The 23,019-nt window shown below is 71.1% G+C and carries 21 protein-coding genes and 2 pseudogenes; 3 read left to right on the top strand and 20 right to left on the bottom strand.

Annotated features, from left to right (window positions below; all coding sequences use genetic code 11):
• Positions 1-144 precede the first annotated feature (144 nt).
• Positions 145-606 (bottom strand): DUF3180 domain-containing protein, encoded by a 462-nt coding sequence (locus tag VA596_RS06725; RefSeq protein WP_323324448.1) that lies wholly within the window; start codon positions 604-606, stop codon positions 145-147.
• Positions 607-667: 61 nt separating this feature from the next.
• Here VA596_RS06725 and VA596_RS06730 point away from each other — a divergent pair, with 61 nt between their 5' ends.
• Positions 668-1,603: a helix-turn-helix domain-containing protein gene (locus VA596_RS06730; protein ID WP_323325683.1), complete on the top strand. Its 936-nt coding sequence runs from the start codon at positions 668-670 to the stop codon at positions 1,601-1,603.
• A gap of 51 nt (positions 1,604-1,654) precedes the next feature.
• Here VA596_RS06730 and folK read toward each other — a convergent pair whose 3' ends face one another.
• From folK to dacB, 14 genes and pseudogenes are all read right to left on the bottom strand, one after another.
• Positions 1,655-2,146 carry a 2-amino-4-hydroxy-6-hydroxymethyldihydropteridine diphosphokinase gene (folK, locus tag VA596_RS06735; protein ID WP_323324449.1) on the bottom strand — a complete coding sequence of 164 codons (492 nt, stop codon included), beginning with the start codon at positions 2,144-2,146 and terminating at the stop codon, positions 1,655-1,657.
• A complete protein-coding gene (folB, locus tag VA596_RS06740; protein WP_323324450.1) occupies positions 2,143-2,502 on the bottom strand; it encodes a dihydroneopterin aldolase in 360 nt (119 codons plus the stop codon). Before folB ends, folK begins: the two co-directional genes overlap by 4 nt.
• Positions 2,495-3,340: a dihydropteroate synthase gene (gene folP / locus VA596_RS06745; RefSeq protein ID WP_458364003.1), complete on the bottom strand. Its 846-nt coding sequence runs from the start codon at positions 3,338-3,340 to the stop codon at positions 2,495-2,497. The genes folB and folP overlap by 8 nt, the downstream gene beginning before the upstream one ends.
• Positions 3,337-3,681, bottom strand: a pseudogene (gene folE / locus VA596_RS06750) (GTP cyclohydrolase I); the annotation flags it as partial. The pseudogene folE and the gene folP, both read right to left, overlap by 4 nt.
• 972 nt (positions 3,682-4,653) lie before the next feature.
• Positions 4,654-4,917, bottom strand: a pseudogene (locus VA596_RS06755) (GTP cyclohydrolase I); the annotation flags it as partial.
• A complete protein-coding gene (ftsH, locus tag VA596_RS06760) occupies positions 4,895-7,309 on the bottom strand; it encodes an ATP-dependent zinc metalloprotease FtsH (RefSeq protein WP_323324451.1) in 2,415 nt (804 codons plus the stop codon). The gene ftsH and the pseudogene VA596_RS06755, both read right to left, overlap by 23 nt.
• 202 nt (positions 7,310-7,511) lie before the next feature.
• Positions 7,512-8,330 carry an ESX secretion-associated protein EspG gene (locus VA596_RS06765; protein ID WP_323324452.1) on the bottom strand — a complete coding sequence of 273 codons (819 nt, stop codon included), beginning with the start codon at positions 8,328-8,330 and terminating at the stop codon, positions 7,512-7,514.
• Positions 8,331-8,686: 356 nt separating this feature from the next.
• Positions 8,687-9,472, bottom strand: coding sequence for an ESX secretion-associated protein EspG (locus VA596_RS06770; protein WP_323324453.1), 786 nt, complete (start codon positions 9,470-9,472; stop codon positions 8,687-8,689).
• Positions 9,473-9,546: 74 nt separating this feature from the next.
• Positions 9,547-11,007: a hypothetical protein gene (locus tag VA596_RS06775; RefSeq protein ID WP_323324454.1), complete on the bottom strand. Its 1,461-nt coding sequence runs from the start codon at positions 11,005-11,007 to the stop codon at positions 9,547-9,549.
• A 22-nt stretch (positions 11,008-11,029) separates the two neighbouring features.
• Entirely contained in the window at positions 11,030-11,395 is a 366-nt protein-coding gene (locus tag VA596_RS06780) for a hypothetical protein (RefSeq protein ID WP_323324455.1), read from the bottom strand.
• A 147-nt stretch (positions 11,396-11,542) separates the two neighbouring features.
• Positions 11,543-12,094 (bottom strand): hypoxanthine phosphoribosyltransferase, encoded by a 552-nt coding sequence (gene hpt, locus VA596_RS06785; protein WP_323324456.1) that lies wholly within the window; start codon positions 12,092-12,094, stop codon positions 11,543-11,545.
• A 3-nt stretch (positions 12,095-12,097) separates the two neighbouring features.
• On the bottom strand, positions 12,098-13,057 hold the full coding sequence (gene tilS / locus VA596_RS06790; RefSeq protein ID WP_323324457.1) for a tRNA lysidine(34) synthetase TilS: 960 nt from the start codon (positions 13,055-13,057) through the stop codon (positions 12,098-12,100).
• The gene (locus tag VA596_RS06795; protein ID WP_323325687.1) at positions 13,054-14,064 is read right to left on the bottom strand and encodes a zinc-dependent metalloprotease; all 1,011 of its coding nucleotides are present in this window, start codon (positions 14,062-14,064) and stop codon (positions 13,054-13,056) included. The genes tilS and VA596_RS06795 overlap by 4 nt, the downstream gene beginning before the upstream one ends.
• Positions 14,065-14,265: 201 nt before the next feature.
• Complete coding sequence (dacB, locus tag VA596_RS06800; protein WP_323324458.1) at positions 14,266-16,674, bottom strand: D-alanyl-D-alanine carboxypeptidase/D-alanyl-D-alanine endopeptidase; 2,409 nt, start codon at positions 16,672-16,674, stop codon at positions 14,266-14,268.
• A gap of 178 nt (positions 16,675-16,852) precedes the next feature.
• Between dacB and VA596_RS06805 the strand changes: the two genes are divergently transcribed.
• Entirely contained in the window at positions 16,853-17,371 is a 519-nt protein-coding gene (locus tag VA596_RS06805; RefSeq protein WP_323325689.1) for an inorganic diphosphatase, read from the top strand.
• 57 nt (positions 17,372-17,428) lie between these two features.
• On the opposite strand, the gene VA596_RS06810 is transcribed toward VA596_RS06805, so the two are convergent.
• Positions 17,429-19,078 (bottom strand): MDR family MFS transporter, encoded by a 1,650-nt coding sequence (locus VA596_RS06810; protein ID WP_323324459.1) that lies wholly within the window; start codon positions 19,076-19,078, stop codon positions 17,429-17,431.
• 333 nt (positions 19,079-19,411) lie between these two features.
• Between VA596_RS06810 and VA596_RS06815 the strand changes: the two genes are divergently transcribed.
• Positions 19,412-20,173 carry an inositol monophosphatase family protein gene (locus VA596_RS06815; RefSeq protein WP_323324460.1) on the top strand — a complete coding sequence of 254 codons (762 nt, stop codon included), beginning with the start codon at positions 19,412-19,414 and terminating at the stop codon, positions 20,171-20,173.
• Between the two features lie 54 nt (positions 20,174-20,227).
• Here VA596_RS06815 and VA596_RS06820 read toward each other — a convergent pair whose 3' ends face one another.
• The 4 genes from VA596_RS06820 to VA596_RS06835 form a co-directional block, all read right to left on the bottom strand.
• A complete protein-coding gene (locus VA596_RS06820; RefSeq protein WP_323324461.1) occupies positions 20,228-21,496 on the bottom strand; it encodes a serine hydroxymethyltransferase in 1,269 nt (422 codons plus the stop codon).
• A gap of 113 nt (positions 21,497-21,609) precedes the next feature.
• Entirely contained in the window at positions 21,610-22,014 is a 405-nt protein-coding gene (locus VA596_RS06825) for a CGNR zinc finger domain-containing protein (RefSeq protein ID WP_323324462.1), read from the bottom strand.
• Between the two features lies 1 nt (position 22,015).
• Positions 22,016-22,438, bottom strand: coding sequence for an uL11 family ribosomal protein (locus VA596_RS06830; protein ID WP_323324463.1), 423 nt, complete (start codon positions 22,436-22,438; stop codon positions 22,016-22,018).
• A 33-nt stretch (positions 22,439-22,471) separates the two neighbouring features.
• The gene (locus tag VA596_RS06835) at positions 22,472-22,999 is read right to left on the bottom strand and encodes a gamma carbonic anhydrase family protein (protein ID WP_323324464.1); all 528 of its coding nucleotides are present in this window, start codon (positions 22,997-22,999) and stop codon (positions 22,472-22,474) included.
• Positions 23,000-23,019: the final 20 nt, after the last annotated feature.

Raw genomic sequence — 23,019 nt, forward strand, 5'->3', positions numbered from 1 at the left:
GGCGAGGACGAATCCGACAACAAGCCACGGCCTACCCAGAAGGCGGCCGCGCGAGTCGTCACCCACGCCGGTCATGACTGACACCGTACCTGCTCGTAATCCGAACGAGACCTACTCGGTCCAGCGAGCGGTGGGAATCCAGCGCTAACCGGTCACCCCGCGGGTCCGTTCCCGATCTTGGTCGCGCGGCGTCCGGCAGCAGTGTTCGAGCCACAAACCCCCTGCTACCAGCAGTGCCGCGGAAACCACGCCGACCACCGCGGCCCGGGTGTCGAGCACCGCGGCGACGAGTTCGTCACGCCGGGGAAAAAGGTAGACGAGCGCCGCCAGCCAAGCGCCGGTCATGAACGCGCCAGCGAGTGACGAAGCTTTGGCCAAGGCCACCGATCGGGCGATCCCGATAGCGGCAACGACCCGGCCGCCCTTGATCCGAGAGCGAATGACGAACGCGAGCACGACCTCGATCACGGCGAGCACGGCGAACGTGACGCCCGCGAGCGTCGGCAGCTGGGGCAGCGAGCCGTAGGCGACCTGGAAGAGGAGGTAGCCGAGGAACAGGCCGAGTACCCCGGCCACCACCAGGTCGCGAGGCCGGGTGAAGTGCATGACCCAACCGTACCGTGGAATCCTTGACTCTCCAGCGACTGGAGAGTTCAAGATGCGTCTTGTGGGTACCACCGCGACCTTCACCATCGGCGAGCTGGCCCGGCGCACGGGCCTGCCGGTCAAGACCATCCGGTTCTACTCGGACGAGGGCCTGCTGCCCCCGACCGACCGTACGGACGCCGGCTACCGGCTCTACGACGCCACGGCCATGGCCCGGCTCGAGCTGGTCCGCACCCTGCGCGAGCTCGGCCTCGGCCTCGCCGACGTCTCCGCCGCCCTGACCCGGTCCTCGACCGTGGGCGAGCTGGCGAACCGGCACGTCGAGGCGCTCGACGAGCAGATCCGGCGGCTCCGGCTGCGCCGGGCGGTGCTGCGCGCGGTGGCCAAACGGGATTCCGAGCTGGAGGAAGTGAAACTGATGAACCGTCTCGCGTCGATGTCCGACGAGGAGCGCAAGCGGCTGGTCGACGAGTTCTGGGACGAGATGGTCGCCGGGCTCGAGATCGATCCGCAGTTCTACGAGCGGATGCGCGCCGGCAAGCCCGAGCTGCCGGACGACCCGTCGCCGGAGCAGCTGGAAGCGTGGATCGAGTTCGCCGAGCTGATCCAGGACCCGTCGTTCCGGACCCTGATCCGCACGATGAGCGAAACCCAGGCCCGGCAGATCGCCGACGGCGAGTTCCACCCGCCCGCCGACGCCTGGCAGCAGAACTGGCCGGGCTGGGTTTCCCGCGCCGAAGCGGCACTGGAGGCAGGCGATTCGCCCACGTCGGAGGCAGGGCAAACGCTTGCGGCCGAGATCGCGACGGCCACCGCCCGTCCGGACCAGGACCCGGCGTCGGCCGGGTTCCGCACCGAGATGGCGGACCGGTTCGCCACGAGCGGCGACCCGCGGGCCGAGCGCTACTGGCAGTTGCTCGCGACCATCAACGGCTGGCCGCCGGTCCCGACGGCCCAGCCGGCGGTGCAGTTCATGATCGCGGCTTTGCGCGGCTGACCGCCCCTGGACGGCAACTCGGCGACGAGCTGCCGCCGGGGCTTGACTTGTTCAGCTCAGCGTGAGGTCGGTACGCCGGACCGTGTCGACGTCCGACGCGGGGCGCGCGGCCAGCAGCGCGGCGACCGGGCCGTGACCGGGCAGGACAGCGTCCGGCTCGATCTCCAGCCACGGGACCAGCACGCTCGCCCGGTCCGGCGTGCCCGGGTGCGGCAGCAGCAGCTCCGGGTCGGCGGAGGTGACGCCGTCGACCGTGACGACGTCGACGTCCAGCGTCCGCGGCCCCCAGCGCAGCTCCCGCACCCGCCCGGCCGCCTGCTCGGCGGCTTGCCCGGTGCGCAGCCAGGCCCAGTGGTCGCGGTCCGGGTCGTCGACGACGCAGACGGCGTTGAGGAAGTCAGGCTGGTCCTCGACACCCCACGCCTTGGTCTCGTAGACGCTCGACACCGCGACCAGCGCGGGCCGGACGGCGTCCAGCGCCAGCTTCAGGAAGCCGAGCCGGTCGCCGAGGTTGGACCCGAGGGACAGGACGGCGCGGCTCATCGCTCGCGCCGGACCGTGACGGCCACGTCGTCGAAGGTCAGCGGGATCGGCGCCGACGGCTTGTGCACGGTCACCTCGACCGCGGCCAGGCGTTCGTCCCGGACGACCGCGTCGGCGATCGTGCCGGCGACCTTCTCGATCAGGTCGTACGGCTCGCCCGCGACGATCCCGGCGGCCAGCTCGGCCAGCTCGCCGTAGTGCAGGGTCTTGGTCAGGTCGTCCGACGCGGCGGCCGGCCCGAGGTCGAGCCACACCGTGATGTCGACGACGAACTCCTGGCCGTCGCGCTTCTCGTGCTCGAACACGCCGTGGTGCCCGAACACCCGCAGGCCGGTCAACGTGATCCGGTCAGACATCCGGCGAACCCTTCCACCACGCCGCGGCCACGGTGACGGCGTCCAGCGACGCCCCGACCTCGTGCACCCGCACGCCCCACGCCCCGGCGGCCGCGGCGAGCGCCGAGATGGCCGCGGTCGCGTCCTCCCGGCCGTCCGGTGGCCGCGGCGTACCGTCCTTTTCGGACAGCAGCCGGCCGAGGAACCGCTTGCGCGAGGCGCCGACGAGCACCGGGAACCCGAGGGACAGCACCGAGTCCAGCCCGCGCAGCAACGCCCAGTCGTGCTCGGCGTTCTTCGCGAACCCGAGCCCGGGATCCAGCACGATCGCGCTCTCGGCCACCCCGGCCGCGAGCGCGTCGTCCACCCGGGCCAGCAGCTCGGACCGGACGTCGGCGACGACGTCTTCGTACTTCGCGAGGGCCTGCATGTCCTCGCTGTGCCCGCGCCAGTGCATCAGCACCCACGGCGCCCCGGACTCGGCCGCGACCCGCGCCATGTCCGGATCGGCCAATCCGCCGGAGACGTCGTTGACCACGTGCGCCCCGGCCTCGAGCGCCGCGGCGGCCACAGCGGCGCGCGTGGTGTCGACGGACAACGCCACCCCCTCACCGGCAAGCGTCCGGATCACGGGGAGAACCCGAGCCAGTTCGGTCTCGGCGTCCACCCGCAGCGCCCCGGGCCGCGTCGACTCCCCGCCGACGTCGATCAGGTCGGCCCCCCGAGCCCACATGGCCCGCGCGTGCTCCAGCGCCTGGTCGACGTCGAGGTAACGGCCACCGTCCGAAAAGGAATCCGGCGTCACGTTCAGCACGCCCACCACGACGCACCGCCCGGGCGCGGGCAGGTTTCCGGTCACCGACGCGCCTTGATGAGGTCGAGCGCCTCCGCCCGTGACGAGGCCGAGGTCTTGAGCAGTCCCCGCACGGCCGAGGTGGTCGTCCGGGCGCCAGGCTTACGGATCCCCCGCATGGCCATGCAAAGGTGCTCGGCCTCGATCACGACGATCACGCCGCGAGGCTCGAGCTTGCGAACCAGGGCGTCGGCGACCTGGGAGGTCAGCCGTTCCTGGACCTGGGGTCGCTTGGCGTAGAGGTCGACGAGCCGGGCGAGCTTGGAGAGCCCGGTGACCTTGCCTCCCGCGTTGGGGATGTACCCGACGTGCGCGACCCCGTGGAAGGGCACTAAATGGTGTTCACAGTTGTGAGTTAAATGTCCCGCAATCAAAAACGTCGGATGCGGGTCGCATTTGAAACTGTAAACGGTGTAGGGCTTGGCGCCGGTCGCGCTCACCGGTGTCACCGACTCGACCTGCACGTACTCCGACTCGATCAGGTCGGTCGCGTAGTCGTCCTGCGGGAAACCGTGCTTCCGGAACCAGCTGTCGGCGACGTACAACCGCGACGCGGTCCCGCCGGTGTTCGCGGTGAACCGGGCACCGATCACGGTGGCCAGGTCCTCCAGGAACGGCGTGTTAGCGCTCGCGATGATCCGGCCGGCGGAGTACTTGCTCCGGTGCCCGTCCCCGTCGACGTAGCCGTCGAGGAAGCCGTTGAAGGTCGACAAGTCGTTGAGGACCACCATCGGGAACCGCTGCCGCTGGTGGTGGGCGTCGCCGCCCACGTACTGCCGCATCAGGTCCGCGAGGAACGAGGACACGACCCGCACCCGGAAGCCGGGAAGGTCACGCCCCAGGTAGCCCGACGGCCGGGAGGTCGGTTCGACCTTCGCGTCGATCCCGAAGGCACGGTGCAGGGACTCGGCGAACTTCTTCGCGTAGTCCCGGTCGTTCACCACGAGCGAGACGTACCGGTCGGCGACCGTTCCGTCGGCGCAGACGGTCCCGACGACGTAACCGAAGTCGTACCCGAGGCTCGGGCGCCAGCGATCCCGGCAGAGCTTCTTCGCGTGGGTCCACTCGATGAACGAGCCTTCGACGTCCTTGGCTTCCTTCCAACCCTCGGGCGTCGCCAAGGGGTGGTCGGGGGTGACGAGGAACTTGCCGGCCGACGTCTTCACCTCGACCAGCTCACGCGTCTGGTGCGAGCTGATCTCGGTGACCTCGGTCTCCTCGACGTTGCCGCCGACGAGCGTCCACAGCTTGTCGCCCACCCGCACGTCGGCGGCCGGCTTGCGGCCACCGACGACGTTCACGGTCTGCTTGCTGGGCACGCACTGGCTGTACATCGGGATGTCCGTGACCAGGACCAGCTCTTCGTGGGACTCGTCGAAGGTCTTGTCCAGTACCGAGTCCGGCTCGGTATACAGGCCGGCGAACATCTCCTTGTACGCGCGAGCGACCCGGGCCGGGGTGTCCTTCAGGCCGTCCCGGTCCGGGTTTTCGCCGCAGGCCAGCAAAAGCTCGTGGATCGCCTTCTCCGCCCGGTCTTGGTCGAAGACCGGGCGGACGGCGTCACTGGGGCTTTTCTGGTCCATCCACGTCACGACGCTCTCCCTCGCTCTGCTGGCTGCCCGCTTGATCGGCGAACCAGCCGTGCTCGCGAGTGCGTTCTTCGCCACCGGGGCGCCACGACTGACCCGGCTGACCGCCGGGGGAGGTCGCGGGGGTCCAGCCCGGAGGGGCGCCGTAGTTCGGCGGGCCGCTCTGGCCTGCCGGGCCGCCCTGGTAACCGCCGCCGGGCTGGGCGCCGTAGGTCTGCGGCCAGTGCGACGTGCCGTTCGGGCCACCGTTCGAGCCGCCGTAGGGACGGCCGCCGTTCGGGTAGGCGCCCGGGGGCGGCGGGGCGTACGGGTTGGCGTTCGGGTCCGGCGCCGAGTTCGGGTACGGCGGCCCGCCGGGCAGGTCGCCGCCACCCTGCGCGGTGCCGACCGGGGTCGGCTCCGGCTTGAGGACCGGCTTCTCCTTCTCCGGCGGGGGCCACGGCTCGCCGCGCTCGATCGCCAGCTCGCCCGGGGTCTTGATGGGCGGCTTGTCGGACGGCGTCCGCTCACCGAACTCGTTGAACACGGTGATGTGCGGGCGCTTCTCGACCGTCGCGAAGATCCGCTCGAGGTCCTTGCGGGTCAGCGTCTCCTTCTCGAGGAGTTCGATGACCAGCTCGTCGAGCACGTCACGGTAGGTGTTGAGCACGTGCCACGCCTCGGTGTGCGCGGTCTCGATGAGCTTGCGCACCTCCTCGTCGATCTCGTGCGCCACCTCGAGCGAGTAGTCCGCCTGACGGCCGGCCGAGCGGCCCAGGAACGGGTCGCCCTGCTCCTGGCCGTACTTGACCGCGCCCAGGCGGGCGCTCATGCCGTACTCGGTGACCATCGCGCGGGCGATCTTCGTCGCCTGCTCGATGTCCGAGGACGCGCCGGTGGTGGGCTCGTGGAAGACGAGCTCCTCCGCCGTGCGGCCACCCATCGCGAAGACCAGCCGCCCGATCATCTCGGAGCGGGTCATCAGGTCCTTGTCGTCCTCCGGGACGAGCAGCGCGTGCCCGCCCGTGCGGCCGCGCGGCAGGATGGTCAGCTTGTAGACCGGTTCGATGTCCGGCATCGCCCACGCGGCGAGCGCGTGCCCGCCCTCGTGGTAGGCCGTGATCTTCTTCTCCTTCTCGGAGATGATCCGGCTCTTGCGGGCGGGGCCGCCGACGACGCGGTCGACGGACTCCTCCAGCTCGACCTCGCTGATCACGTGCCCGTTCTTGCGGGCGGTGAGCAGCGCGGCCTCGTTCAGCACGTTCGCCAGGTCGGCGCCGGACATGCCGACGGTCCGCTTGGCCAGGCTGGTGAGGTCGGTGCCCTGGGCGATCGGCTTGCCCTTGGAGTGCACCTCGAGGATCGCCTTGCGGCCGCGCAGGTCGGGCGCCGAGACCGGGATCTGCCGGTCGAAGCGGCCCGGGCGCAGCAGCGCGGGGTCGAGGATGTCGGGCCGGTTGGTCGCCGCGATCAGGATGATCCCGCCGCGGGCGTCGAAGCCGTCCATCTCGACGAGCAGCTGGTTCAGCGTCTGCTCGCGCTCGTCGTGGCCGCCGCCGAGGCCGGCGCCGCGCTGGCGGCCGACCGCGTCGATCTCGTCCACGAAGATGATGCACGGCGCGTTCTGCTTGGCCTGTTCGAACAGGTCACGGACACGCGAGGCACCGACACCGACGAACATCTCGACGAAGTCCGAGCCGGAGATCGTGTAGAACGGCACGCCCGCTTCACCCGCGACAGCTCGCGCGAGCAGCGTCTTGCCGGTACCGGGCGGCCCGTAGAGCAGGACGCCCTTCGGGATCTTCGCGCCGAGCGCCTGATATCGCGCCGGGTTCTGCAGGAAGTCCTTGATCTCGTAGAGCTCTTCGACCGCCTCGTCGGCACCCGCGACGTCCCCGAAGGTCGTCTTGGGCATGTCCTTGTTCAGCTGCTTGGCCTTGGACTTGCCGAAGTTGAGGACGCGGTTGCCGCCGCCCTGCGCGTTGTTCATCATCCACATCAGCAGGCCCAGCACGAGGGCCAGCGGGATGGCGAAGATGAGGATCTGGGTCAGCACGCCCTGCTGCGTGACCTTGGTGGTGAACTTGATCGGCTGGCCGCCGTTCTTCGCCGCGATCAACGAGTCGTAGATCGGGCGGGTGGCGTCGGCCGGGTACTGCGAAATGATCTGGGTGACCTGCTGGCCGTCGACGTCGATGGACTTGTTCAGCAGCAGCTTGAGCTGCTGTTCCTTGTCCTCGAGGCTGGCTTCCTTGACGTTGTTCGTGGTGATCTGGGAGTTCGCCACCGAGATGGGTGCCTGGGTGTACCCACGATCACTGTCGAAGATCGTGTTGTACGCGAACAACGCCAGCAACCCCGCGACGATCCACAGCAGTGGGTTCCTGAGCACGCTCTTCCGGTTCATACGACTCGGCCCTGGTGGCCTCGACCCTCCCTGGTTGGGCGGCTCCTGTGATACCCGCCATCACGATCTTGACAACCCGTGGTGCCTGGACACCCGTCCCAACAGGGTACCGTCCGCTGCCGCGTTCATCCCCTGTGAGCCTCTCGCAGGTCAACGGGTGATACCGCGTCCAGGTTCCCGTTCGGCCCGCACCCTTGTCACGCTATCGCGTGCCGTCCGACACACTGCTCACCATCTCGCCCAGCCGGGTCCGCAAAGTCGCCGGGTCCGCGGGGGCCACGGTGACCCACTCCCGACCGTCCGTACCTGCGCGGGAGAGGCTGAGGTACCGCCCGGTGGCGGTGTCGAACCAGGCCAGCACCCGGGACCGCTGCTTGGCCCCGACGTGGGACCGGCTGTTCGCTGCCAGCTGACCGCCGCGCAGCCGGGGCTGGCCCGCGAGCCGGGCGTAACCCTCGCGCGGGTCGGCCGGCGTGCGCTCGCTGAGCGACGTCCGGCGCTTGCCCTTGGTCTCCTGCTCGCCGGGCGCCGACGGAAGCGACACCGGCACCCGGATCGGGGCGGTGTGCAGGGCCTCGTCCAGCGGGAGCGTGACCGAGGCCTCGGTGCCGCGGGTCCCGCCGGGCAGCACCCCGACGACGGCCGAGACCAGCCCGTCCTTCGGGATGTCCCGCAGCCAGATGCCGTCGGCGTCCTGCACCGCGAGCACGCCCTTGGTGTCGTCGGCCGCCGCCAGCACCCCGACGGTCGGCACCTCGAACTGCGGGATGTGCAGCGCGTCGATGGTCAGGGGCGCGAAGGCCAGCAGCTCCAGCGCGTCCTCGATCGGGGGCGCCAGCCTGCCCCGCGGCTCGCGGATGCCGCGCGCCTTCAGCTCGACGTCGGTGCGGTGGCGCAGCGAGACCCGCTCGTCCTCGGTCGCGCCGTGCGACCGGATCTGCAGCGGGTACGGCAGCTCACCGACCCGCGCCGACTCCCACAGGAAGTCGAACGCCAGCGGCGAGAAGAACTCTTGCATCACTACTCTCCCGGATCGGACTCTTGCTCAGCGTAGCCCGCACCACCGACAGAACGGGATCGTTCCCGGTAGCCGGTTGGGCACGCTCGGAGAACCCGGGGCCGATCTTGGCAGAGACGGTGTGGGGCGGGTGTTCGCGGTGTCCGGAATCAGCCACTCGCGGGCGGACAGCACACAGGGTGCGGGCCATGGCGAGGGGATTCGCACGACGACCTGGCGGCTCCGGCGGGCCGGTGGAGCGGGACCTGGAAGCGGCTCCCACCTGATCGGAGCCGGTCAAAGGCCTCCCGGTGCCCGAAATCAGGTGCCGTTGCCCGCGCGTGCGCGAGCCAAGCCCGAGCGGCGAATCAGGCCGGGTGTCAGACCGTGCTGGTCGTCGAGGCTCCCGCGAGCATCTCGCCCAGCCGGTGCCGCAGCGTCGCCGCGTCCGCGGGGGCGATCGTGATCCAGTCGCGGCCGTCGCGGCCCTGGCTCGCCTGGGTGAAGTAGCGGCCCGATTCCGTGTCGAACCAGCTCAGCACCGGCGTGCGGGTCCGGGCGCCCATGCGGGTGCGGGCGTTCGCGGCGATCTGGCCGCCGCGCAGGCGCGGCTGGGCGTGCAGGCGGGCGAGGGCCTTGCGGTCGTCGTCGGCGCTGGTGCGGTCGTCGCCGGTGGCGCGGCGCTGCAGGAAGTCGACGCCGTGCGCGCCGACCAGCTGGTCCAGTGGCACCGTGATCGACTTCTCGCTGCCGCGCGGGGCGCCGGGCAGCAGCGAGACGATCGCGCTGGCCAGGCCGTCGACCGGGCACGGCTGCAGGTGCAGGCCGCGGGTGTCCTGGACGGCCAGCAGGCCCTGTCCGCCCAGCACGCCGGCGATCGCGAGCAGCGGCTCGGCGTCCGGGGCGATCAGCTGGACGGCGTCCAGGCTCAGTTCCGGCGTCGCCAGGAGCCCGAAGTAGTCCTCGACGTGCGGTTCGGGGCGGCCACGGCCGTCCGCCAGCCCCCGGGCCGCAAGCCCCTCCAGCGTCCGCTGACGCAGGAAAGACCGCTCGTCCTCGGTTTCGCCGTGCGACCGGACGCGCAGCGGGTACGGCAGCTCACCCAGCCCGGCCGACTCCCACAGGAAGTCCACCTCGGCCGGGGTCAGCAGCTCAGCGTTCGGCATCGAGCCACCCCCCAGAAAACAGACTCAAGAGAAAGAGCGGGCCGGACGCGCTGGGCGCGCCCGGCCCGTGAGGATCAGCGGTTCTCGTCGTCCTCGGACCACGCGCCGATGACCGGCGGCGGGGTCGCCTCGTTGGCGCCGAAGGCGGCGTCCGGGTCGGCTTCGATGAGGAACGACGCGTGCGTGTGCTCCTCGTCCTGCTCTCCCTGGGCACCGTGCGGAGCCATCCCGCCGCCCATGCCACCCATGCCGGGCGGCGGCGGGGTCTGGCCGCCGATGGTGCCCGCGGACGACACGAGACCCTGCTGCGGCGCCTGGGCCGACGCGGCGCTCTGCGCCTGGCCGTCCGCCGAGGCGAGGCTCGTCTCGTTCTGCGACTTGGCGCCGGACCGGTTGCCCTTGCCCAGCGCGCGGGAAGCCAGGGCGCCGAGACCGCCGGCGGCGCCGCCGATGCCGAGGCCCATGCCGATCTTGCTGAGCGGGTTGCTGCTGCTGCCGCCACCGGTGTGGCCGCCGCCGGGCACGGTGCCAGCGCCCGTCGCGGTGCCGCCCGGGGTGGTTCCCGCGGTGCCGCCGGCGCCCCCGGGACCCGCGGAGCCGTCGCCGCCGACCGCGGCCGCCGCTTCGTGGCCGGCGAAGCCCGCCGCGGCGCCGTGACCCGAGTTCGGGCCGAACGCCGCGTGCTGCGCGTCGAACACGCCGCCGTGGCCGCCGAAGCCCGCGCCGTTCGAGGCGAAGATCGCGTTGCCCGCGCCGCCGCCCAGGCCCTGGACCGGGCCGGCGTTGCCGACGGCGCTGACCGCGTTGAACGAGATCGAGTTGTGCGACCCCGTCGGCTGCATGCCGAGCGACTCCGGGCCGAAGCTCGGGGTCGAGCTGTCGACCTCGCTCATCGACTTGGTGTAGGCGTTGAAGAACGCGACCTGCTGCGCCTTGACGTCGTTGGCCGCGTCCGACTGCGCCTTCTGGTCGGCGAGCAGCGCCGCCGGGCCGCCGGCCAGCGCCGCCGCCATGGCCTGCTTCGGGTCGAAGTCCTTCGGGGCCGGCATCTTCTTGACCTCGGCGGCCGCCGAGGCCTGCCGGGCGAGCCGGTCCGACATCGTGTTCGCGGCCTCGGAGGCCTGCGAGCCGGAGTTGGCGATGGCCACCAGCGCGCCCTGCGCACCCGCGGCACCGCGGCCGACCCAGGCGTTGCCCAGCTCGGAGATCGCGTTGTACAGGTGGTCGGAGGCCGCCTTCAGCTCACTGCCGTGGTGCGACCAGGCGTGCCCGGTCGCCTCGGCCGTGCCGGGGTCGTTGTTGTTGACCGCGCCGTTGTAGAGCTCCTGGCTGGCCTGCGCGTTCCAGTTCGGCGGGTTCGCGATCGCGCGGTCGCTGCCCATGTCGAAGCCGCCGGCGCTGCCGCGGGCGTTGTCGACGATGTTCTGCGAGGCCGAGTTGTCGCCGAGCGGGACGAGCGAGCCCGGGTCGGTGGAGCCGGGCGTGGTGGAGCCGGGAGTGGTGGTCGACGGCTGGTCGCTGTGGTTCGGAGCCATGATTTCGAGTCCCCCTCTGGGCTCAGGCGTTGCGGAACGGGTCGGCCGCGGCCTGGTCGATCTCGTGGTACCGGGACATCGCCGTGACGATGCCCTCCTCGGCGGCGGAGTACTGGTCGAGCAGGTTCTGCAGGGCCGCGGAGTACGAGTCGCCGCCGCCGTCCGCGCGCTGGACGAACTTCGCCGCCATCGCGTTGCCGACCGGGTTGTCCCCGAGCTTCGGCGGCTGGGCGAGCGTGCCCGCACCACTGAGCAGGGCCTCGACCGCGTCTTTACCGGTGCGGATCTTGTTCAGCACGGCCTGGGCGGCGTCGGGGTCGATGCCGACCTGACCCGCCGCGGCCGCGGCCTTGAAGGCGTTCGCGTCGGCAGTGCTGCTGTTGGCCATCTGCAACTCTCTCCCGTTCCCCCGACCCGGATCTCCGCGGGCACGAATAGGTCTTCGCATAGGTTAACGCACGTGATCAGAGCCTATGACGCAATCCGCGATGCCGGGGTTCCGCAAATCCGGTCGTTGCGGTGAACGGTAGGTGAACTAGGACGTGTAGACCTTCGGGTCCAGCGTCCCGATGTAGGGCAGGTCCCGGTAGCGCTCGGCGTAGTCCAGGCCGTAGCCGACGACGAACTCGTTCGGGATGTCGAAGCCGATGTACTTCACCGGGACGTCGACCTTGACCGCGTCCGGCTTGCGCAGCAGCGAGACCACCTCGAGCGACGCGGGGTTGCGGCTGGCCAGGTTCTTCAGCAGCCACGACAGGGTCAGGCCGGAGTCGACGATGTCCTCGACGATCAGCACGTCCCGGCCCGCGATGTCGCGGTCGAGGTCCTTGAGGATCCGCACGACGCCGGACGACGACGTCGACGAGCCGTAGGAGGAGACGGCCATGAATTCCAGCTGCGTCGGCAGCGGCAGCGCGCGGGCGAAGTCGGTCATGAACATGACCGCGCCCTTCAGGACACCCACCAGCAGGAGTTCACCCTGCCCGTTGGCCGGATAGTCGGCGGCGATCTGCGCCGACAGCTCCGTGATCTTGTCCTGGATCTGCTGCTCGGTGACGAGCACGGAGGCGATTTCGCCCTCGTACACGGGTCAGTCCCCTCGGGTGGTGGGTTGGGAGATGACGCAGAGCCTGCCACGGCACCGCCGGGCTTCCAAGTTGCCCGGTAACCAGACACCGCCCTGACCACGCCACCGGGCGACGAGCGCGTCGACCGCCCGGAGGTGCGCGTCGGTGAGCTCGCGCACCCCCGACGCCAGCAGCCACCTGCGGAGAACCCGCCGCCGCAGGGCCGCGGGCTCGCTCTCGAGGACTGCGACATCCAGACCTTCGACTCCGCCCGCACGGGTGAAGATCCTGTCCGCCGATGTGTCCAACGCCTCGCTGTCCTCACGCAGCTGCGCGGCCGTGCGGGCGAGTGCGGCCGCGACCCCGCCGTTGAGAACGTCCTCCAGCAGCGGCAGCACCTCGGTCCGAAGCCGGACCCTGGTGAAGCGGGCTTCGGCGTTGTGCGGGTCCTCCCAGGGCTCGACGCCGAGCTCCGCGCAGGCCGCCCGGGTCGTCGCGCGGGGCACCGCCAGCAGCGGACGGCCCCACGGCGGGTCGTGCGGGCGCATCCCGGCGAGGCTGCGCGGGCCGGACCCGCGGCCCAGCCCGAGCAGGACGGTCTCGGCCTGGTCGTCGAGGGTGTGGCCGAGCAGCACGAGGTCGTGGCCGGCGAGGGCGCCGTAGCGGGCCTTGCGCGCGGCCGCTTCCGGGCCGCCGGGACCGGTGACGTCGACCCGGCGCACCTCGGCTTCGTCGGCACCCAGCGCCTTCGCCGCCGCGGCCGCGTCCGCTGCGATCTTCGCCGAGCCGTCCTGCAGCCCGTGGTCGACGACCAAGGCGCGGACGCGGTGGCCGCGATGGTGCCCGACGTACGCCGTGGCCTCGGCCAGCGCGAGGGAGTCGGCGCCGCCGGAGACGGCGACGCACAGCTCGGCGGGCGCCTCGATCGCCGCCAGGAACTCGCGGACGGCGCGCCGGACGGCCGCGACCGCCGGCCCGCTCACCCGTGCAGGCGCCGGACCCACGCGGCCGGATCGGCGATCTCGGCGCGCGACGGCAGGGTGTTCGGCGAGCGCCAGACGGCGTTGAAACCCTCCATGCCGACGGCGTCCACGACGTGCTTCGTGAACTTCGCGCCTTCTTCGTACTGACGGATCTTCGCGTCGACGCCGAGCAGCGCGCGCAGCAGCCGGTCGAAGACGCCGCCGCCCTTGCGCCGGGCGGTGAACCGCGCGCGGATGGTGTCGACGCTCGGCACGACCTGCGGCCCGACGGCGTCCATCACGTAGTCGGCGTGGCCCTCCAGCAGCGTCGACAGGGCGAGCAGCCGGTCGAACACCGCGCGTTCCTTCGGCGACTGGAGCAGCTCGGCGAGGTTCAGCTTCGGGCCCTGCTTGATCGCCTCGGGCAGCCGTCCGACGAGGTCCGCGAGGCTGTCGGAGCTGCCGCCGGCCAGGCCGGAGACGAGCCGCTCGACCTCGTCGGCGAAGTAGTCGCGCAGCCAGGTGACCGCGGTGAACTGGAGGCGGTGGGTGCACTCGTGCAGGCAGACCCAGAGCCGGAAGTCGTGGCCGGGCACCTTCATCGCGCGTTCCGCGGCGACGACGTTCGGCGCGACCAGCAGCAGCTGGCCCGCGCGCTCGGGACCACCGAACGGGTCGTACTGGCCCAGCACGCGGCTGGCGAGGAACGCGAGCACCAGGCCGGTCTGGACGCCGGCCCCGCCGGCCAGTATCGGCCCGAACGGACCGCCCTGCTGCGGCAGCGCGCGCCCGGTGAGCGCGTCCAGGCCCGCGGCGGCGGAGCGCACCCAGCCCGGGCGGTCGACGACCTCGCCGGGCAGCAGCGGCAGGTCGAGCCCGAGTCCGGTCAGCTCCCGGACGTGGCCCTCGGCTTCCATGGTCAGTTCGCGCAGGTCGGTGACGGCCGCCTCGGCCTCGTCGCGCGGCACCTGCGGGCCGCCGCGCACGAGCAGCGCCCCGGTCTGCGCGGCGAGCGACCAGTCGACCATGGGCCGGGTCTCGGTTTCCTGACTCACCCTTTCGACGCTACCTGCCCGGAGCACGTTTCCGGCCACGACTTCCGCACGCTTCGCACACGGAGAGGTACTGATCCGGCCTGAAGCAGGTCGGCCCCGCGCGAACAACCGTCGAGACCAAGCCATTCGGCCGTGACTGTGGTCGGATCGGTACCCATCGGCGCAGTACAGCGATCAGCCGCAGCCGCACTTGCGCAGGCCCGTCGCGAGGACGTCGAGGGCGTCCCGGCCGGCGTCGGTGTCCGAGCCGTTGGACATGAACGCGAACACCAGCACCCGGCCGTCCTGGTCGAGGACCACCCCGGCGAGGGTGTTGACGCCGGTGAGCGTGCCGGTCTTGGCCCGCACCCAGCCGCGGCCGGCCTGCGAGCCGGGCTTGTCGAACCGCTTGTCGGCGAGCGTGCCGGAGCCGCCGGCCACCGGCAGCCCGGCCAGCATCGCGCGCAGCTTGGCGGTGTTCGGGTTCTTGCCCTCGGGCGCCGCCGCGGCCGCCATCAGCTGGGTCAGCAGCTTCGCCGGGATCCGGTTCAGCGTGGTGATGCCGCTGCCGTCGCTCAGCTCGGTGCCCGAGACGTCGAAGCCGTGGTCCTTGAGCACCTTGATGGTCGCCGCCGCACCGCCGGCGAAGCTCGCTTCCTGCCCGTTGGCCAGGGCCACCTGCCGGGCGAGGGCCTCGGCGAGGACGTCGTCCGACAGCTCCATGGTGTCGGACACCAGCTCGGTCAGCGGCGCGGACTTGACCTCGGCGAGCACCTTCGCGCCCTTGGGCGCGGTCGCCTGGCCACCGGCCGAGGCGCTGAGCTTCGACGCGATCGTCCCGGCGAGCGCGCTGCCCGCGTTGGCGATGCGCTGGGAGTTGTTGTTCTTCGCGTCCATCCGGCCGGAGTCCGCCATCACCGAGGAGATCTGGGTGGCGAACGTCGACGGCGCGTCGCCCGCGGCCCAGCCCGGCGCGGTCGTCGCGCCCTTGAACAGGCTCAGGTCGACCTGCACCTTCTTGACGCCCGGGTGGGACTTCTTCACCTGCGCGACGAGGTCGTCGACGTGCGCGGCGCCCGGGTACAGCGGCGACTCGGTGCCCAGCGGCAGCGCGGTGAGGGTGGGGTCGCCACCGCCGACCAGGATCACGGTGCCCGGATCGGCCCCCTGGACGATCTTCGTCGACAGCCGGGTGTTCGGGTCCAGCGACAGCAGCGCGGCGGCGGAGGTGAGCACCTTTGTCGTCGACGCGGGGGTCACCGGCGTCGTCGCGTTGCGGTTCCACAGCTCGGTGCCGCTGACCGGGTCGACGACGCTGCCGGTGAGCTGGCCGAGGGCGCTGTTGCCGGCCGCGCTGGCCAGCGCGGACTTGACGCCGTTCGCGCTCGGCGCCGTCCCGGACGTGTTCGGCCCCTGCAGCGCGCGGGTGGCCGCGGCGGGGTCGGGGCTGTCGCCCTTCGGGGCGTTCGGGGCCCAGGGCAGGGCGAGCCGGTTGGACACCTTCGGCATCGCGGCGGCGACGCCGAGCCCGGCGAGCACCACCAGCACGAGCGCGCCGATGAGGATCAGCTTGCGCTTGCCCTTCTTCTTCGGCGGCTCCGCGGCGGTGGCCGGTTCGGCCGCGGGCGGCTCGGGAGCCGGGGGCTCGGCCTGCGGTTCGTTCCGGGGCTGGGGCTGCTGCTGGAAGGCGGCGGGGAACTGGGTGGGCCGTTCGATCCCGACGGTCGCCTCGGCGTCGAACTGCCGCCCGTCCGGCTCGATCCGCATCGGCCGCGCGAGCGACCCCGCCGACGCCGACGGGACGATCCCGCGCGGCGGCTCCGGCGGCAGACCGGGACGGCGTTCACCGGGCTCGGCCGGCCGGTCGCCGCGGTGTTCCCGCAGGTCGATGCGCTGCGCCCAGGGCGCGTCCGACGGAGGGCGCTGCTGCTGCTGTGCGTCGGCCCGCTGCTGGTCATCGCGGCGCTGCTGCTCGTCGCGCCAGTGCTGCAACTCCTCGCGCCAGGGCTGCTGCGGCTCTTCCGTCCCCTTCGCCTCGCCCGGCTGCGCCTCCTTGGCCTCCTTGGACCCGCCGGGCCAGACGTTGCGCTCGACCGGCACCACCGGCGCCGGCTCCGGCTTCTTGAGGTCGAGCTGCTTGACGTCGATCTGCCGGGTGCTCTCGGGGTCCCACTTCGGCTCGGCGGGCTCGGCTTGCTCCTGCTTCTCGAGCTGCTTGACGTCGATCTGCCGGGTGCTCTCCGGGTCCGCCTTCAGGTCGTCGGCCGCGGGCTCGGTGGGCTCGGCCGGCTTCGGCGTCTGCTTCGGCAGCTTCGGCTTCGGCGTCCCGCCGAGACGGTCGGCGAGGTCCTGCTTGACCGCGGGCGGCGCCGGCGGCTCGGCGGGCTCGGCCGGCGCGTTCAACCCCGGCACCGGCTCGGGCGGCACGTTCGGCGCGAACCACGAGCCCTTCGGCGCTTCACTGCCTGTGACCTTCGGCACGCTCACCCGTTCGGCGGACTCCGGCGGGCTGTCGGGCAGCGACATCGGAGTGGTCTTGCCCGCGCCCGACGACGAGCGGTCTTCGTCCGACGAAGGCCACATCGGCTGGTCGTTTTCCGGCACCCACCACTCCTTCTCACCTGCCCCGGAAGGGGCCAAGCTCACATGCCGAGCAGCCGACATCGATGCGACCGCGAGGCAGGGCGTAGTCCACACTAGGAGACGTCAAGACAGCCCTTGAGGTTGCCGCCTGCGTAGCGCGGGCATGCCGTATCTACAAAAAGAAGCAGTGAGGGACGCCGTGGAGTTCGACGTCACGATCGAAATCCCCAAAGGGGAGCGCAACAAGTACGAGGTCGACCACAAGACCGGTCGCATCAAGCTGGACCGGACCCTGTTCACGGCCACGCAGTACCCGGCCGACTACGGCTTCATCGACGACACCCTCGGCCAGGACGGCGACCCCCTGGACGTGATGGTGCTCGTGCAGGAGCCCACCTTCCCGGGTTGCCTGATCCGCTGCCGCGCGATCGGCATGTTCCGGATGACCGACGAGAAGGGCCCGGACGACAAGGTCATCGCCGTTCCGTCGAACGACCCGCGCCTGGAGCACCTGCGCGACATCCACCACATGAACGAGTTCCACCGCCTCGAGATCCAGCACTTCTTCGAGGTGTACAAGGACCTCGAGCCCGGCAAGAGCGTCGAAGGCTCGTCCTGGGTCGGCCGCACCGAGGCCGAGGCCGAGATCGGCCGTTCGTACGAGCGGGAGACCGACCGCCTGGCCAAGGAGAAGGCCAACGGCGGCGCCGACCACTGACGGCACCCGCGAAAGAGGCCCCTCGGAACCCGAGGGGCCTCTTCGTGTTTCAGCGGGTCAGTGCGCCAGGGCGAGGGCGGGAGCGTCCTCGGCCTCCGCGCGCTGCTCCATCGCGGACTTGTCCGACAGCGGCTTCTCCTTGAGGAACCAGACCAGGGCGAACCCGACGGTCAGCACGATCCCGCCGACCAGGAACACCGTGCTCATCGACTCGGCGAAGCCCTGCAGGATCGGGCGGGCCAGCACCGGGTCGAGCGAGGACAGGAACGACGTGTCGTTGACGTCCAGGCCGCTCTTCAGCTGCTGCGCGAACTCCGGGTGCTGGGCCAGCGCCGCCGTGTAGGCCGGGGTGGCGATCGCCGAGCGGACGGCGTTCGCGATCTTGTCACCGACCGTGCCGAACAGGATCGACAGGAACACCGCGGTGCCCGCCGTGCCGCCGATCTGCCGGAAGAACGTCGCCGCCGAGGTGGCGACGCCGATGTCCTGCGGGCGGACGTCGTTGGTCGCGGCCAGCACCAGCGTCTGCATCGAGGCGCCGAGGCCGAGGCCGATCACGAAGGCGATCACCATGACGAAGGACAGCGAGGTGTCGGCGGTGATCGTCGACAGCGCGAACAGCGCCGCCGCCATCAGGCCGATCCCGGCCACCGCGAACATCTTGTAGCGCCCGGTCTTCGAGATCAGGCGGCCACTGGTCAGGCTGGCGATCATGATGCCGAGCGTCAGCGGGAGCATCTGCAGGCCGGCCTGGGTCGGCGTCGCGCCCTTGACGATCTGCAGGTACAGCGGCAGCGACATCATCGCGCCGAACATCCCGGCGCCCTGCACGACGGTGACCAGCGTGGCCATCCGGAACACCGGGCGCTTGAACAGCCGCAGCGGCAGCAGCGCGGCGTCACCCATGCGGCGTTCCTGCCAGACGAAGGCGGCGACACCCAGCGCGCCGATCGCGTACATCGCGATCGAGCCGGCCGAACCCCAGCCCCACTCGCGGCCCTGCTCGGCGACGATCAGCAGCGGCACCAGCCCGACGGCCAGCGTCACGGCGCCCCAGTAGTCGACCTTCTGCTCGACGCGGGTGTGCGGGAGATTGAGGACCTTGCTGACGACGACCAGCGCGGCGAGCGCGATCGGGACGTTGACCAGGAACACCCAGCGCCAGCCGGTGATGCCGGCGAAGGAGTCGATACCGGCGAAGAAGCCGCCGACGACGGGGCCCGCGACGCTCGAGATGCCGAACACCGCCATGAAGTAACCCTGGTACTTGCTGCGCTCACGCGGCGCGGTGATGTCGGTGATGATCGCCAGCGCCAGGGACATCAGGCCACCGGCACCGAGGCCCTGGAACGCGCGGAACGCGGCCAGCTCGTACATCGACGTCGCCATGCCGCTGGCCAGCGAGCCGACCAGGAACAGCGAGATCGCCGTCAGGTACATGGGCTTGCGGCCGTAGAGGTCGGACAGCTTGCCGTAGAGCGGCGTGGAAAGCGTCGCGGTGATGAGGTACGCCGTGGTGGCCCAGGCCTGCAGCGACAGGCCGTGGAGCTCGTCGGCGATGGTGCGCATCGACGACGAAACGATCGTCTGGTCGAGCGCGGCGAGGAACATGCCGAGCATCAGCCCGGACAGGATGGTCAGGATCTGACGGTGCGATAGCCGGCCTTTCGTAGCGGCTGCTCCTTCCGCCGTGGTGGTGTCGCTCATGGTGGTCTCCCTCGGACTGAGCCTTCGTCGTAGTTGCTTGTAGCTGTCAACTACTTGCCTTGGCCAACTATTCCCCGGAAGCTTGTATGGTGCAATCAAATATCCTGTGACCCTGGTCTCCCACCCGCTGACGGCCTGCGCAACCACCAGACGGCGGTCATCAGGTTGGTCACGCCGGTCGCGGCGAGGGTCCCGTGGACCATCGGGTGCCGCGCCAGCACGCGCCCGACGTCGTCGAGCCGCCCAGGCGGGACCGTCATCCAGACGTTAGCGATCGCAGTCCGATCCGCTGGGCACGAGCGCTCTTCGCCGACCGAGCGTAACCCTGGAAGCATGCTGAAATCAGTGATCGACATCGTGGAAACCCTGGCCACCGGCGTTCGCGCGCCGGAGCGGCCGCCCGCGTCGCTCGGCGAACTCGCCACGACGTTCTCGGCGATCGACGACCCGCTGGCCGCCAGCCTGCGCGCGGCGCTCGCCGAAATCCGGCCGGACGCGGGCTGGGTGGACGAGTTCGAGGACGTCCCCGGCGGCGAGGTCTGGGTCGTCGACGCGCTCGACGGCGCCGTCCAGCTCGTCCAGGGCCTGCCGCAGTACTGCGTCACCGTGACGCTGCTGCGCGACGGCGAGGCGGAGCTGGCGGTGCTGCACTCGCCGTGGCTCGGCGAGACCTACTCGGCGACGCGCGGCGGGGGCGCGTGGCGCAACGGGACGCCGATTTCGCCGTCGCGCAAGACTTCCCTCGACGCGGCGGTCGCGGCGACCAGCCAGCCACCGTTCGTCACGCGCCAGCCCGGCGTCTCGGCGGCCGCGGGCCGGTCGCTCACGGCGGTCCTCGACGAGGTCGCCGCGGTCCGGAACCTCGGCCCGACGTCGTGGCAGGTCGCCGACGTCGCCGCCGGCCGGCTCGACTTCTTCTGGCAGTACGGCCGCGACGCGACGAACCTCGTCGGCGCGGCCCTGATCGCCCGCGAGGCCGGCGCGGTGGTCACCACCACCGACGGCACCCCGTGGACCCCGACCTCCCCCAGCTTCCTGGCCGCCACCCCCACCCTGCACCCGCTCGCCCTGACCACCCTGGCCCAAAAGCCGTGAAGGCCTCCTTACCGGCCATAAGAGCAGGTACGGAGGCCTTCACGGACTTGAGCGTCAGGCGGAGTAACCCGGGATCGGGAACGGCGCCAGGAACTCGCGGATCTCCGCGGCGATCGTGTCCAGGGAGGACTCGTTCTCCGCGGCGGCCGCGGTGACCGTGCGGTCGATCCAGTCCGCGACCTGCACCTGGTGCTCCGGCCGGAGGCCGCGCGTGGTGATCGCGGACGTGCCGAGCCGGATGCCCGACGGGTCGAACGGCTTGCGCGGGTCGAACGGCACCGTGTTGTAGTTCAGCTCGATGCCCGCGCGGTCCAGCGCCTGCGCGGCCGGCTTGCCCGCGACGGCCTTGTTCGTCAGGTCGATCAGCAGCAGGTGGTTGTCCGTGCCACCGGACACGAGGTCGTAACCGCGAGCCAGCAACGCGTCGGCCAGCGCGCGAGCGTTGGCGACGATGGTGTGCGCGTAGTCGCTGAACGACGGCTGCTGCGCCTCGCCGAGGGCGACCGCGATGGCCGCCGTCGTGTGGTTGTGCGGACCGCCCTGCAGGCCGGGGAACACCGCCTTGTCGACGGCTTTCGCGTGCTCGGCGTCGGAAAGGATCATCGCGCCACGCGGGCCGCGCAACGTCTTGTGCGTCGTCGTGGTGATGACCTGCGCGTGCCCGACCGGCGACGGGTGCGCGCCACCGGCGACGAGCCCGGCGATGTGCGCGATGTCGGCGACGAGCACCGCATCCACCTCGGCGGCGATCTCGGCGAACGCCGGGAAGTCGATGGTGCGCGGGATCGCCGTGCCCCCGGCGAAGATCAGCTTCGGCCGGTGCTCGCGGGCCAGGTCGCGGACCTGGTCGAGGTCGACGCGGCCGGTCTCCTTGCGCACGCCGTAGCGCACCGGCGTGAACCACTTGCCGGTCGCGGAGACGCTCCAGCCGTGCGTCAGGTGGCCGCCGTCCGGCAGCGCCATGCCGAGCACGGTGTCACCGGGCTTCGCGAAAGCAAGGTACACGGCCAGGTTCGCCGGGGACCCGGAGTACGGCTGGACGTTCGCGTGGTCCGCGCCGAAGACGGCCTTCGCACGGTCGATGGCGAGCTGCTCGATCTGGTCGATGAACTGCTGGCCCTCGTAGTACCGCTTGCCCGCGTACCCCTCGGAGTACTTGTTGGTGAGCACGGTCCCGGTGGCTTCGAGCACGGCCTGCGAGACGTAGTTCTCCGACGCGATCAAGCGGATCTTGTCGTGCTGGCGCTTCGCTTCGTCCTCGACGAGCCCGGCGATCGCGGGATCGGCGGTGGCGAGCGCGTTCAGTTCCGGCTGGTGAGTCATGGGCGTACTCCGGCTCTGGAGTGGCCTTCACCCAGGCGCGCGGTGCCGGCCTCGTCGTCGCTTCCCGGTGGTGCTCCACCTCGATGGCGCCAGTCGCTGCTGCGCGGACCAGACTAGTGCACCCCGCTCGAGGCCCGGCGGTGTTCGGAGCACCACCGGCGCGTGCAGCCGGAGGTGCGGTCGCAGAACGGCCGGGCGCAGGTCGAGCACCGTTTGACCCGGCGCCAGCCGCCGACGGTGACCAGCTCGGCCAGGCCCGCCGCGGCCGTCGCCAGCTCGCCCGTCTCCGGACTGGACGTCACGTACACGATGCGCCACGCCGAACCGGCGCCGACGAGCCGCGGCCGCGCACCCGCCCCGGCCAGCACGGCGTTGAGGCGGCGTGCGGCGGCACGCTCGTCCGGGAGCAGCGCGACGATGCCGCTCAGCTCGGGGTTTCCCTGGCGCAGCAACCGTTCCGCCACCCCGAGCTCGGGGTCCAGCGCCCGGAACGGCGGCATGATCGCGTGCTTGCGCATGTCAGTCGACGACCACGACACCCATCGACCGGGCGGTGCCGGCGATCGTGCGCATCGCCATCTCGACGTCCGAGGTGTTCAGGTCCGGCAGCTTGCGTTCGGCGATCTCCCGCAGCTGCTGCGTCGTGATCTTGCCGGCGACCTCGTGCCCCGGCCGCGAAGATCCCTTGTCCCCCAGCGCCTTCTTGATCAGGAAGGCCGTCGGCGGCGTCTTGAGCCGGAGCGTGAAGGAGCGGTCCTCGAACACCGAGACCACGACCGGGACGATGTCGCCGCGCTGGCTCGCGGTCGCCGCGTCGTAGGCCTTCTTGATCTCGACGAGGTTGACCCCGGTCTGCCCCAGCATCTTGCCGAGGTCGACGACCGGGGCGTTGCCCGCCGCGAGTTCGAGGGTCGCCTGGTGAGTGCGTTTCTTCGGAGCCATGGCCCGAAGCTAGAGTCTCCAGTTACTGGAGAGTCAAACTCCATCGATCGGCTTGGTCCCGGCACGGTGACGGCGGGCCAGCTCCTGGTAGATCGCGGCATTGTGCTCGACCCACATCCGCGCCGAGTCGGTCAGCGGCACGAACTTCTTCGCCGGGCTGCCCATCGCGATGACCTCCTCGGGCACCTCGGTGGCGGGCGTGACCGTCGCGCCGGCCGCGACCAGCGCCCGCGCGCCGATCTTCGCCTTGTCGAGCACGGTCGAGCCGTTGCCGATCAGCGCCTGCTCCCCGATGGTGCAGTCGTGCACCAGGCACTGGTGGCCCACAGTGACGTTCTTGCCGACTTCGCAGACGCCGTCGTTGACGTGGATCACCGAGTTGTCCTGGATGTTGGCGCCCTCCCGGATGATGATCCGGCCGAAGTCGGCCCGGATCACCGCGCCGAACCAGACGGAGGCGTCCTTCTCGACGACGACGTCGCCGATGAGCGTGGCGGTGGGCGCGATCCAGGCGTCCGGGTGGACCTGCGGGCTGAGCCCTTCGAACGAGAACAGAGGCATGTCCGCACCCTAAGACCAGC

The organism is Amycolatopsis heterodermiae (assembly GCF_034929455.1).
GTDB lineage: Bacteria > Actinomycetota > Actinomycetes > Mycobacteriales > Pseudonocardiaceae > Amycolatopsis > Amycolatopsis heterodermiae.

Excerpts from the sequence above, each read along its gene's own strand:
- VA596_RS06725 (WP_323324448.1), bottom strand. The coding sequence starts at position 606 with ATGCACTTCACCCGGCCTCGCGACCTGGTGGTGGCCGGGGTACTCGGC.
- folK (WP_323324449.1), bottom strand. The coding sequence starts at position 2,146 with ATGAGCCGCGCCGTCCTGTCCCTCGGGTCCAACCTCGGCGACCGGCTC.
- folB (WP_323324450.1), bottom strand. The coding sequence starts at position 2,502 with ATGTCTGACCGGATCACGTTGACCGGCCTGCGGGTGTTCGGGCACCAC.
- ftsH (WP_323324451.1), bottom strand. The coding sequence starts at position 7,309 with ATGAACCGGAAGAGCGTGCTCAGGAACCCACTGCTGTGGATCGTCGCG.
- VA596_RS06770 (WP_323324453.1), bottom strand. The coding sequence starts at position 9,472 with ATGCCGAACGCTGAGCTGCTGACCCCGGCCGAGGTGGACTTCCTGTGG.
- VA596_RS06775 (WP_323324454.1), bottom strand. The coding sequence starts at position 11,007 with ATGGCTCCGAACCACAGCGACCAGCCGTCGACCACCACTCCCGGCTCC.
- VA596_RS06780 (WP_323324455.1), bottom strand. The coding sequence starts at position 11,395 with ATGGCCAACAGCAGCACTGCCGACGCGAACGCCTTCAAGGCCGCGGCC.
- VA596_RS06795 (WP_323325687.1), bottom strand. The coding sequence starts at position 14,064 with ATGGTCGACTGGTCGCTCGCCGCGCAGACCGGGGCGCTGCTCGTGCGC.
- VA596_RS06810 (WP_323324459.1), bottom strand. The coding sequence starts at position 19,078 with ATGAGCGACACCACCACGGCGGAAGGAGCAGCCGCTACGAAAGGCCGG.
- VA596_RS06815 (WP_323324460.1), top strand. The coding sequence starts at position 19,412 with ATGCTGAAATCAGTGATCGACATCGTGGAAACCCTGGCCACCGGCGTT.
- VA596_RS06820 (WP_323324461.1), bottom strand. The coding sequence starts at position 21,496 with ATGACTCACCAGCCGGAACTGAACGCGCTCGCCACCGCCGATCCCGCG.
- VA596_RS06825 (WP_323324462.1), bottom strand. The coding sequence starts at position 22,014 with ATGCGCAAGCACGCGATCATGCCGCCGTTCCGGGCGCTGGACCCCGAG.
- VA596_RS06830 (WP_323324463.1), bottom strand. The coding sequence starts at position 22,438 with ATGGCTCCGAAGAAACGCACTCACCAGGCGACCCTCGAACTCGCGGCG.
- VA596_RS06835 (WP_323324464.1), bottom strand. The coding sequence starts at position 22,999 with ATGCCTCTGTTCTCGTTCGAAGGGCTCAGCCCGCAGGTCCACCCGGAC.